Source organism: Campylobacter concisus, assembly GCF_015229965.1.
Classification (GTDB): Bacteria; Campylobacterota; Campylobacteria; order Campylobacterales; family Campylobacteraceae; genus Campylobacter_A; species Campylobacter_A concisus_BD.
In genome coordinates this window covers 39,099-50,514 of sequence record NZ_JAAKZB010000016.1, presented here as the reverse complement: position 1 = coordinate 50,514, position 11,416 = coordinate 39,099, and the positions used below count along the sequence as shown (strand labels likewise).

General features: G+C 38.5%; 12 protein-coding genes and 1 tRNA gene. 11 read left to right on the top strand and 2 right to left on the bottom strand.

What is annotated here, in order from left to right; translation table 11 throughout:
• The 11 genes from G6W43_RS07675 to G6W43_RS07625 form a co-directional block, all read left to right on the top strand.
• Window positions 1-677, top strand: a 677-nt coding sequence (locus tag G6W43_RS07675; protein WP_194169518.1) for a YaaA family protein, incomplete at its 5' end; no start/stop codon positions are given.
• 124 nt (window positions 678-801) lie between these two features.
• Window positions 802-1,104 carry an HU family DNA-binding protein gene (locus tag G6W43_RS07670; protein WP_012001719.1) on the top strand — a complete coding sequence of 101 codons (303 nt, stop codon included), beginning with the start codon at window positions 802-804 and terminating at the stop codon, window positions 1,102-1,104.
• 71 nt (window positions 1,105-1,175) lie between these two features.
• Window positions 1,176-1,262 (top strand) — tRNA-Leu (locus tag G6W43_RS07665).
• Window positions 1,263-1,327: 65 nt separating this feature from the next.
• Window positions 1,328-3,088, top strand: a complete 1,761-nt coding sequence (locus tag G6W43_RS07660) for a response regulator (protein ID WP_194169517.1) — start codon at window positions 1,328-1,330, stop codon at window positions 3,086-3,088.
• A 94-nt stretch (window positions 3,089-3,182) separates the two neighbouring features.
• Window positions 3,183-4,088 (top strand): AEC family transporter, encoded by a 906-nt coding sequence (locus G6W43_RS07655; protein WP_002942203.1) that lies wholly within the window; start codon window positions 3,183-3,185, stop codon window positions 4,086-4,088.
• Between the two features lie 63 nt (window positions 4,089-4,151).
• Window positions 4,152-4,499 carry a pyruvate kinase gene (locus tag G6W43_RS07650; RefSeq protein WP_103617433.1) on the top strand — a complete coding sequence of 116 codons (348 nt, stop codon included), beginning with the start codon at window positions 4,152-4,154 and terminating at the stop codon, window positions 4,497-4,499.
• A 9-nt stretch (window positions 4,500-4,508) separates the two neighbouring features.
• Window positions 4,509-5,171: a response regulator transcription factor gene (locus tag G6W43_RS07645; RefSeq protein ID WP_002940533.1), complete on the top strand. Its 663-nt coding sequence runs from the start codon at window positions 4,509-4,511 to the stop codon at window positions 5,169-5,171.
• Window positions 5,164-6,333, top strand: a complete 1,170-nt coding sequence (locus G6W43_RS07640; RefSeq protein WP_103617432.1) for a sensor histidine kinase — start codon at window positions 5,164-5,166, stop codon at window positions 6,331-6,333. Before G6W43_RS07645 ends, G6W43_RS07640 begins: the two co-directional genes overlap by 8 nt.
• Before the next feature lie 126 nt (window positions 6,334-6,459).
• Window positions 6,460-7,935, top strand: coding sequence for an aldehyde dehydrogenase family protein (locus tag G6W43_RS07635; RefSeq protein WP_103569504.1), 1,476 nt, complete (start codon window positions 6,460-6,462; stop codon window positions 7,933-7,935).
• Window positions 7,936-8,060: 125 nt separating this feature from the next.
• Window positions 8,061-8,777, top strand: coding sequence for a metallophosphoesterase (locus G6W43_RS07630; RefSeq protein WP_103617431.1), 717 nt, complete (start codon window positions 8,061-8,063; stop codon window positions 8,775-8,777).
• On the top strand, window positions 8,764-9,789 hold the full coding sequence (locus tag G6W43_RS07625; RefSeq protein WP_149712255.1) for a hypothetical protein: 1,026 nt from the start codon (window positions 8,764-8,766) through the stop codon (window positions 9,787-9,789). The genes G6W43_RS07630 and G6W43_RS07625 overlap by 14 nt, the downstream gene beginning before the upstream one ends.
• A 77-nt stretch (window positions 9,790-9,866) precedes the next feature.
• Here the strand turns inward: G6W43_RS07625 and G6W43_RS07620 are convergent, their stop codons facing one another.
• Window positions 9,867-10,688 carry a YihY family inner membrane protein gene (locus tag G6W43_RS07620; RefSeq protein WP_103639446.1) on the bottom strand — a complete coding sequence of 274 codons (822 nt, stop codon included), beginning with the start codon at window positions 10,686-10,688 and terminating at the stop codon, window positions 9,867-9,869.
• A gap of 3 nt (window positions 10,689-10,691) precedes the next feature.
• Window positions 10,692-11,414 carry a plasminogen-binding N-terminal domain-containing protein gene (locus G6W43_RS07615; protein ID WP_002942758.1) on the bottom strand — a complete coding sequence of 241 codons (723 nt, stop codon included), beginning with the start codon at window positions 11,412-11,414 and terminating at the stop codon, window positions 10,692-10,694.
• Between the last annotated feature and the right edge of the window lie 2 nt (window positions 11,415-11,416).

Sequence of the window (11,416 nt, the reverse complement as noted above, 5' to 3'; positions counted from 1 at the left end):
GTAAAAATTTGATATTTCCAGAGCTTTTTAACAAAAGGACTGAAATTTTAAATAGATATGATGACTTTTTAAAAAGTGCAAATTTAGACGAGATAAAAAAGCTTTTTGGACTAAAAGAGCTTGAAGATAGCGAGCAACTGCGAGAAAGTCTATCTAAAAAAGGTAGCATAAAAGCTATCTTAAGATATGATGGCGTTGCCTACAAACACCTAAACTACCGCGGACTAAGCGATGACGCTCAAAAATATATAGATAATAATGTTTTGATATTTTCAAATTTATTTGGGCCAATTTTAGCAAAAGATGAGATAGCTGAGTACAAACTAAAGCAAGGCGAAAAGCTAGCTGGCTTTGATATTTCTAAATTTTACGAGCAAAATTTTAGCAAGGCGGTCGATCGTTTTTTAGAAAATGATGAAATTTTAGATCTTAGAGCTAAATTTTATGAGAAATTTTATGTGGTAAAAAAAGAATTTACAACATTTTGTTTCTTGAAAAATAAAAAGATACTAAGCCACCATGCAAAAGCTTATAGAGGTGAGGTTTTGCGCCAGATCGCAAATGCTAAAGTGACAAGTAAAGATGAACTAATGGCTCTAAATTTTGAAAATTTAAAGCTTGTAGATATGAAAAAAATAGGGCTAAAAAACGAGCTTACATTTGAAATTTGTGAGTGAGAGTTCAAAATTTGGTCTTTTTTACTAAAAAAATGCAAAAAAAGAGCTAAATTTAGGGAAAAAGTATTGTATTTTTTTTTAAAAGAGTGTAGAATTGCCGCATAACTTCTTAAAAGGATGGTTCATGAAAAAAGCTGAATTTATTCAAGCGGTTGCCGACAAGGCTGGTCTTTCAAAAAAAGATACTCTAAAAGTTGTTGATGCTACTTTGGAGACAATCCAAGCGGTTCTTGAAAAAGGCGATACAATTAGCTTTATAGGCTTTGGTACTTTCGGTACTGCTGACAGAGCTGCAAGGAAAGCTAGAGTTCCTGGAACTAAAAAAGTAATCGACGTTCCTGCTAGCAAAGCAGTCAAATTCAAAGTTGGCAAAAAACTTAAAGAAGCAGTTGCTGCTGGCGCTGCTAAAAAAGGTAAAAAGAAATAATTTTCTTTTTCGGGGAGCAAGTCTCCCCTTTTTCTTTCTTCTCACAAATCTAAAATATCAATCTTAACTTAGCCCGAGTGGTGAAACTGGTAGACGCGTCAGACTCAAAATCTGATAAGGGCAACCTTGTGTCGGTTCGAGTCCGACCTCGGGCACCATTATAAGCTTAAACATTTTATAAATTTAGCCGATATTAAGTGCAACATCTTTAAAAGGATTTTAGATGAATGTTGCACCGCAAAAGTATGATTTTATAAATTTAGATGATTTGCAAAATCTCTCTAAAAGATTTTTAAATCATGGTGATCAAAATAGCTCAAAAGTAAATTTAAGCCAGCTTAACGAACTTTATGAAGCAAACAAAACAGATACCATCTACATAACTGAAGCTGATATCAAAGAATACAACAAACATCTAGCAATACAAAAAGCAGAAGAAATTTTAAAAGATTACTCGCAAAATTTAATAAACAGCAACAATAAAATTTACTCAGACGAACCTTCTAATAGCTTTAGCAAAAACGCCTACTTTAAAAATATAAATGCCACAGATGACGCTGCCATGCTGCCTGTCTTAAAAAGTGGCTACTTGGAAAACACAAAATTTAAAAATTTAAACGACTACGCCTACTCAAACACTCTAAAGACAAATTATGGTGAAGTGGAAGTCTTTTTAGACATTTATGGCGATAACGACGAGCTAGGCGTTGGAAAGTTAGAAAACAACAGCGCACTTTTTAACTTTGATAGCAATAATGACGGCACACTAGATCAAAAAGATATGCTCTTTGACAAGCTAAAAGTAAGAGGATACGACAAAGACGGAAATGAAAAAATAGCAAATTTAAGTGACATCACGGACAAGGTTGATCTTAGGCAGTTTATCAGCACAAATGTCATAAATCACAACCAAATAGCAAGAGAAGAGCTAAACCACAAAGCAATAACCACAAATAGTCCCGATCTTTACGTAGATACAAAAGAGATCGATCACAGGCACTCCTACTACGCCTCAGATCCAAATACCTTGTTTGCTGCCGAAAATAGGTATGAAAAGATAGGCAAAAATGATATAAATAATTTCTTTAAAAAATATGCTCAAAATGACGGCTGGGTCGATCTAAGGCACAATAATATCTTTGGTAAGGATAGCTCTTTTAAAAATTTCGCTTACACAAAAATAGGCTTTGATGATAGTGCAAGACTAAGCGAGTTTAACCCGATCATCGAGTCAAGCAAAGAGCACAAAAAAGGTGAAAATTTCTCATATACAAAATTTCAAAAAGATAGTTTTATGAAATTTTATAGCGACTACAACACCGAGCTTGATGAGCATGAAAAGACGATAGAAAATCTTAGCGCTAATTTAAAGAAATTTGACGAAAATGCAGACGCTTACATATCAAAGCTTGAATATACAAAATCCGCCAAAATGATCGCAATGGAAAATGAATTTAAGCAAGTAACTGGGCTTGATTTTAGCATCTCAAATTTAAAAAAAGTAAAAAAGGCTTTTACTACAAATGAAGCCACAGCTGCCACTGCACTGCGAGATAGCGATAGCGTCATAGCTATGAAGCTAAATCAAGATGGCACGATAAGACTAAAATTTGATAGTGGCAGAGAGCTAGACGTAAATGGGCTTTACAATGACACTGGCAAGCTAAATACGCCAAGCGAGCTAAAAACTAGCGTAAATTTAGATGCAAAAAAGATGGACAATGCACAGCTAAATAGCCTAAATTTCAATGATATCGGCGTCATGCAAAGCGGCAAGATCACAAGCCTAAAAGATGCTGGAGCGATCGCTATCATAAACCTATCAAATAAATTTGAGAGCAAATTTTTAATCAGCCTAAATAGCGGCAAAAGCATATCCGCAAGAGAAATTTATAATATCAACTATCTTGAAAACGATCTAAAAAATAAAGAAAAGATAGATGAAAGAGATAAATTTTACAAAAAGGTTGATACTAGGGTTTAAATTTAAGGATAAAATCCAAAAAAGTTTATTGTAATTTAATCTTTTGGGGCATATAATCAATTCTTTGTAAATTCCAAACTTAAAAGAGACTGCTATGAATTTCACACCACTTTTTGCAATATTTTTCATAATCGCAACTGGTTTTTTTGCTAAAAAAGTCGGCATTGTTGAGCAAAAGCACTCGATCCCATTTGTGGATTTTGTCCTTTGTTTTGCAATGCCTGCGCTAATCTTTGACAAAATTTACCACGTAAATGTCGATGCCTCACTTATAAACACGATCCTAATCGGCTTTGCATCAACCGCCATTAGCGCCGCTTTGGCATTTGTCATAGGTAAGATTTTTAAATTTACCAAAATAACAACCGTCAGTATGGTCATGCTAAGCCTTTTTGGTAACACACTATTTGTCGGTATGCCTGTCATTCAGGGCTTCTTTGGCGATGCGATGGTAAATGAGGTCATCTTTTACGATCAAATAGCCACTGGTATCCCACTTTCGATCCTTGGACCACTCATCCTATCTTTTGCCGCACCTGAGAAGGTTTCGCTATTTCAAAATACAATGAAAATTTTAAAATTTCCACCATTTATCGCGCTCATTATGGGTCTTGTCTTAAAAGAAGTCCCACTTCCAGATTTTATCTTTGCGCCACTTAGGATGTTTGAAGGCAGCGTCACTCCAGTGGCACTTTTTGCGATCGGTGTTGGCCTTAACTTTAGTAGCATCACAAGCTCATATAAAGGCGTTAGCGTCGTGCTTTTGTGCAAGATGATCTTGCCAGCTATCGTATTTTTCATCATATTAAAAGTCTCAGGTATCCAGATGAGCAAAACTTGGGTCGTTGGCCTCTTTCAATGTGCGATGCCGACATCAGCCCTTGCAAGTGCGATGGTCATAAAAGCTGGGCTTGATAGCTCACTAGCCATCTCATCAGTAGCCATTGGTGTACTTTTTTCATTTATCACGTTACCAGTTATCTATTTTGTATTTGCGTAAATTCACACTTATTTCACACTAAGTGACTACAATTGCAACATAATTTAATTTAAAGGAGACTTTATGAAAAAGTTAATCTTAGTTGCACTTGGTGCTATGTTTATGTTTGGCGGTCTTGCAAATGCTACTGAAATGATGCAAAAGGACAAGATGGGCAAAGATGAGATGATGAAGAAAGAGCAGATGATGAAAGATGATATGTCTAAAAAACATCCTGTCAAAAAACACGAAGCTAAAAAAGAAGACATGGGCATGAAAGACGAAATGAAAAAAGACGACATGGGTATGAAAAAAGACGACATGGGCATGAAAGACGAAATGAAAAAAGATGACATGGGTATGAAAAAAGACGACATGGGTATGAAAAAAGACGACATGGGCATGAAAGACGAAATGAAAAAAGGCATGTAAAGGCACTTGATGGTCAGAATTTTGCTTGTTGAAGATGATGAAACATTACTTGATCTAATAAGCGAGTATCTGGGCGAAAATGGTTACGATGTCACCACTACAAACAATGCCAAAGACGCACTAGATCTTGCATACGAGCGAAATTTTGACCTACTTATACTAGACGTCAAACTCCCGCAAGGCGACGGCTTCTCCCTACTTTCATCGCTACGTGAGCTTGGCGTCACAACACCTAGCATATTTACCACCTCGCTAAACACCATAGACGACCTTGAAAAAGGCTACAAAAGCGGCTGCGATGACTATCTAAAAAAGCCATTTGAGCTAAAAGAGCTACTTATCCGCATGCAAGCTCTCATAAAAAGAAATTTCTCACACCAAAACGGCGAAGATATCAAAATTTTAGATGATCTTTGCTTTCACCCACAGAGCAAAACTCTAAGTAAAAACGGCGAAAATGTAAATATCTCGAGCAAAGAGAGCGACCTGCTCGCCCTATTTTTGCAAAACAAGGGCAAAATTTTAACCAAAGATGAAATTTTTAATAAAATTTGGAAATTTGACGAGGAGCCAAGCGAGCTTAGCCTTCGTGTATATATCAAAAATTTACGCCAAATTTTAGGCAAAGATGCCATTTTAAACAAGCGTGGAGACGGCTACATCTATGTCTGAAAAGACGCAAATTTTATTTAAAATTTTATCCCTCTATCTTGTTAGCTCTGTGCTATTTTTGAGCTATTTTTTTATACACGACTACCAAAATAAAAAAGAAGCACTCATCTTAAACGAGGTAAAAAGCCTAAAAGAGATCAAGATGGGCATATATATGAAAGCCAGGATGAATGGCCTAGACTCGGTCTCAAGCCTCACAAACGAAAAGGGCGTACATGCTTGTATCGTGCTGGAGAATGGTGAGAAAATTTATAAAGATTTTGAGTGCAAAAATATCAACAAAGGCAAAAATGTAAATTTGATAGACGGCAAGGTAGCGATCTTTGAAAAGATCCAGTATATGGAGGACAACGCCACAGACGAGCTCGCACGCGCAGACATCTTTCTAGTTGGCAAAAATATCAACGGCGAAATTTTATCCTTGCAAATTTCGACCACACTAAAGGCTGCATTTTTCCTCTTTGCCCTGCTCTTTGTCGCCTTTTATCTAGCAAAACTAAGCCTAAGACCGCTTTATGAAAAGATAGATACGCTAAATCACTTCATAAAAGACTCAACTCACGAGATAAACACGCCCCTAAGCGTCATCTCGATGAGCATAGAAACGGCTGATCGCAACAACCTAAATGAGCGAAATTTAAAGCGCTTTAACAACATCAGCCTTGCCGCAAAAAGCCTAGGCAGCATCTATGACGCGCTCGTTCATCTAAGCTTTAACCTCGATAAACCAAGCAAAAAAGAGCTAATCGATCTAAATTTACTAACCACGCAAAGGCTTAGCTACTTCTCGCCATTTTTTGCTAAACGCGGGCTTAAGATAGATGCTAGCCTAAAGCCAAGCTTCATAAACGCAGACCTTGAGGATGTGAGTAAAATTTTAGACAACCTCTTAAGCAACGCCTCAAAATACGCAGCGCCAAATTCAAAGGTTAGCATCGTTTTAGAGCCAAATTTCTTTAGCATAAGTAACTCTGGGCGCGGCATCAGCAAAGATGATCAGATGAAAATTTTTGATCGCTACACGAGATTTAACGACGATCAAGGCGGCTTTGGCATAGGGCTAAATTTAGTCAAAGAGTGCTGCAAGAAAAATAACATCACCGTAAAATGCCAAAGCGAGCTTGATGGCGAGACTACGTTTTTGCTCACTTGGCAGAGTTAAATTTAAAACCACTCTACTCTAAACAATAAAATTTATTAAAAAAGAGAATTTATGTCCAAAATTTATTTTTGATAAATTTTATTAATATTATAATCCTTTTACAAAATCTTAATCAAGGAGAAAAGTATGAAACTACTTGAAAAATACGGGCTTTTCATAAATGGTGAGTGGCGTGACGCAAAAGACGGCGCTACACTTGATGCCAAAAATCCAGCAAACGGCGAGCATCTTGCAAAGATCGCTGACGCTACCGAAGAAGATGTAAATGACGCAGTTCGTGCTGCACGTGAGGCTTTTAATAAATTTAAACACACCACAGTTAGCGAGCGCGCAAAGCTACTAAACAAGATCGCTGATATCATCGACGAGCACAAAGAGCACTTAGCAAAAGTTGAAAGCATGGACAACGGTAAGCCGATTAGAGAGACGCTAAATGTCGATATCCCTTTTGCAGCCGAGCATTTTAGGTACTTTGCTGGCGTCATCATGGGCGAAGAAGGCAGCGCAAACGTGCTTGACGAAAAGCAACTCTCTATCGTTTTACGCGAGCCAATAGGCGTTGTGGGTCAGATCGTGCCTTGGAATTTTCCATTTTTAATGGCAGCTTGGAAGCTAGCTCCAGTGATCGCAGCAGGCGATGCGAGCGTGTTTAAACCTTCAAGCGAGACAAGCCTAAGCGTGCTTGAGCTATTTAGGCTGATAGATAAAATTTTGCCAAAAGGTTTGATAAACATAGTAACCGGCAGAGGTAGCAAGAGTGGCGAGTGGATCAAAAACCACCCAGGTCTTGACAAGCTAGCATTTACCGGCTCAACCGAGATCGGCCGTGATATCGCCATAGCTGCGGCTCGCCGTATCATCCCAGCCACACTAGAGCTTGGCGGCAAGAGCGCAAATATCTTCTTTAGCGACGCAAATTTAGACAAAGCGCTTGACGGACTTCAGCTTGGAATTTTATTTAACCAAGGTCAAGTTTGCTGCGCAGGGTCTAGAATTTTCGTAGAAGAGAGTTTTTATGACAAATTTATCGAGGCTGCGGTTAAGAAATTTAGCACTATAAAAGTTGGCGATCCACTAGATCCTAGCACTCAAATGGGCTCTCAGATCAATAAAAAACAAGCCGAGCAAATTTTAAACTACGTAGAGATCGGCAAAAAAGAAGGTGCAAAAGTAGCAGTCGGCGGCAAAGCCTACACCGCAAATGGTTGCGACAAGGGCGCATTTGTCGAGCCAACGCTGCTAGTTGATGTGACAAATGATATGAGAGTGGCTCAGGAAGAGATCTTTGGACCAGTTGGCGTCGTCATCAAATTTAAAGATGAAGCCGAGCTTATCAAAATGGTAAATGATAGCGAATACGGCCTTGGTGGTGGAATTTTCACACAAGACATCACAAAAGCACTTCGCGTTGCAAGGTCTATGGAGACTGGTAGAGTTTGGATCAACACTTACAACCAAATCCCAGCAGGAAGCCCATTTGGCGGATATAAAAACTCAGGTATCGGCCGTGAGACGCACAAGATCATACTTGAGCACTACACTCAGATGAAAAACATTATGATAGACCTCACCGGCAAGGTTAGCGGCTTTTACGCACAATGATTTTAGGGGGTTTTGCCCCCTACTGCTTTAAATTTCATAAATAAAATTTCATTCTAAATTTATCAACAATTAACAATCTTTATTTTTAAGTTTAATAGACTAAAATTTGGCGCAAAGGAGAAAATTTGAGCGAGCAAATTTACATTATCGGCGACGTTCACGGCTGTTTTAACACGCTTTTAGAGCTTATCAAGCAGTTTCCAAACAAAGAAAAATCTCAAATTTGCTTTGTTGGCGACGTGATAGATCGGGGGCTTTTTAGCTGCGATGTGGTCGAACTTATCATGCAAAATGACTATAAAATGGTAATGGGAAATCACGAGCGAAGGCTACTAAACAATAAATTTGAGTTTTTAAACAACAAAGTGCCATTTGACAGGAGCTGGTTCTTTGGAAACGGCGGTGAAGCGACATATAGATCATATCTTGGACAAAGCATGGAGTTTAAACAAAGGCATGTGGATTTTTTAGAAAGCAGGCCAGTTTATCTGGAATTTAAAGACCATAAAACCAAAAATGGCGAGCATCTGGTAGTCTCTCACTCAGCCGTTGGCAATATGTGGGAGCTAAGAAACGATAAATATGCTAGCGAAGAGTTTAGAAAGCACCTGCTCTCAGGCAGAGGCGATGAGCTGCAAGTTAGTGGCATCTTTAACGTCTATGGTCACACGCCAGTAAGAGAGGTAAAATTTTATAAAAATAGCGCAGATATCGATACAGGCTGCGTTTTTAATGAAGTTGGTTTTGATAAACTAAGTGCGTTAGAGTTTCCATCGATGAAAATTTATACGCAAAGAAATGTCGAAAATTTTAATAAAAAGGATAAAGATGTGGTTTTCTAAAAAGAGTTCTAGCTTTGCTAGCAGAGTTGATAAATTTTGGAGCGAATTTGGTAAAAATTTAGACGTCATCAAGCGTAATTTAGAGGATAAAAACTACGAAACAGCGAGCAAAATGACTGAAGAGGCGCTAAATTTATGTTTAGTAGATCCAACCTTTATGATAGGTCTTGTTAATGACAAGATCGATCTAGTGCTCACCCCAGAAGGGATGAAATATAGGCTTTTTTGGCTTAAATTTATCAAATCACGCATGCCAAAAGAGTATGAAGCAAAACTTACTTGCACGCTTGGCAAACCACGTGCACCACGCGAAGTAGCAACTATACAGATGTATGGCGTGAGTGTTGATGCAAGCGAGGTCATGGTCTATGCAAATTTTGAAGAAAAAAGCGTGGATATGTGCCTATACAACGAGACTTTAAGCAAGCTAAAAAGCGAAGATGAAAACAAGGCCTACACGCTAGCTTTTATACTTTGCGACAACGTTGTTGGCGAGACGGCGATGATAAACACGCTTGGGGAGTTTGAGATCGTAGATGAGCCAAGAGAAAAAGGCGTCGCACTTACCGACTTTGCCGATCTTATAGATGATAAATTTGGCAAAGAGGCATCAAGCGAACCGCTTAAGCAGTTTAGCTTTTATGAGCTTGAACCTCGCTCAGATGCGCTAAGAGATGATGTATTTATAGGCTATACGAGCCTGACTACGCTGCTAAATGAATACTATGACGGCAAAAGCGATATCTATAATGAAGCTTACGAGCTTGGCATAAATTTCTGCTTTTTAGCCCTACATCACGGCGGCGATGTGCAGTTTGGTGTTGATAGCAAAAACAAGATAGAAGATGAGCTAGAAGGTAGTACTTTTTGCGAAGGCATGGGCGCAGCGACTGGCACTAAGCACTCTTATGTTGATCTTATATGCTTTGACAAAGACGAGCTTGAAAAGGCTGTGAGTAAATTTAGCAAAGAGCTTGACATAAAGATAGAAATTTGCGAGTTTAAACGCTAGATACATAAAATTTAACGTAAAATATTGCATATCCTGCTAGCTGGTAAATTTACAAAAATAGCCAGCTGGCAATAAATTTATCCTTTAAATTTAGAGCTATTTGAGAGATAGGCGCAAAATTTTAGGCCGTATAAAAAGATGATCCACGAGATATAGATCCAGACAAAGAAGAAAAGCACGGCTGAAAATGAGCCATAGACGCTTAAATAGGTCTTGTTGTAAAGGACGTAATAGACAAAGGCTGACTTGCCAAGATACCAAACGAGTGAGGCGGCAAACGAGCTAAAAAACGCGCTTTTAAATTTTATCTCGTCATTTACTGAGATGAGATATGTGACACAAAATATCACCCAAATGATGAGATATGGCACTATGCTTAAAAAATTTATAGAGCTTGTGATCACGTTTGAATTTAACATCTCTTGAATGAGGCTTGATAGATAAAAGCTACCAGCAAGTCCGAGTGGCGCAAGCGTGATGAGCGTCCAGTACGAGCTAAGTGCCGACCAAAAGCCCCTAGCCTTGCTAGCTCTTGTCACTTTTAAGACTACGTATTCATAATCGCTAAAAAACATAGCTGAAGTAAATATCATCGCCACAAAGCCAACTATGCCTAAATTTCCGCTATTTTGGAGGAAATTTTGCAAGTAGTTTGAGATAATCTCTTGGTTGCTTGGCAAAAGAGCCGAGAAGACAAAGTCTTGAATTTTGGCGTAATAATCCTCAAAGCTAGGCAGTTTTGTAAAGATAGAAAACGATATGAGAAGTATCGGTATGATCGATAAGATCGTGTGAAAGCTAAGGCTTGCTGCGTAGTGAAAGAGCTCTTTGTCCTTAAGAGCAGCTAGCAAATTTAAACCACTCTTTAAATCGCTCTTGCTTAAGGACAAACGGCTCATTTATCAGTTATCTTCTTCAAAAAGTTTTTCGTAGTGAGCGTCGTAGTTGTTGATGTGCTCGCTATTTAGCTTCCAAAATACAGTGTCTATGTCGCTAACTCTTGTGTAAAAAGGCAGTTGATAGTACTCAACCTCGCCAGTTTTGAACTCTTTTAGCACCTTAAAGCTTTGACAATCAGCAAAAACGCTTCTGCCATCCATCGCGACAAAGATAAGACCAGCTGCACTTTGAGCGCACATCTTTCTAAAGTCGTCTCTGCTTGGATTTGGCTTGTATTCGTAGCTTAAGTATGCTCCAACAAGATCTGGGTGGATAAATATCATATTAGGAAATGCGCCTAAAACCTCTTCATAAATTTCTTTATTTGGCACGACGATTAGTGAGCGGTTATAAAGGTAGTTTAGCACGACTATATCGCCACTTGCAGGTGCGATGCCAGGGAGTGGAAGAGCCTTTTGCTCGAGCAGGTCAAACACCTCAAATCTAACCTTCGCAAAGCCGGCATTTTTAGAGACAACGCTCACTCTTGCGATGATAGAACTATCAGTGTCAAATTTGTGAAGCACGACGCCGCTTGATCCGATCAAAATTTCAGGACTATCAACTATCGTTGCTGTGCCGTCACTCTCGACGCTAATAAGAGGAGTTCTATACTCGTTTAAAGAAAAATCAGCCCCAAAAGCAAAGCCAAAAAACAGCGATAAAATCACGATTATACGTTTCAAAA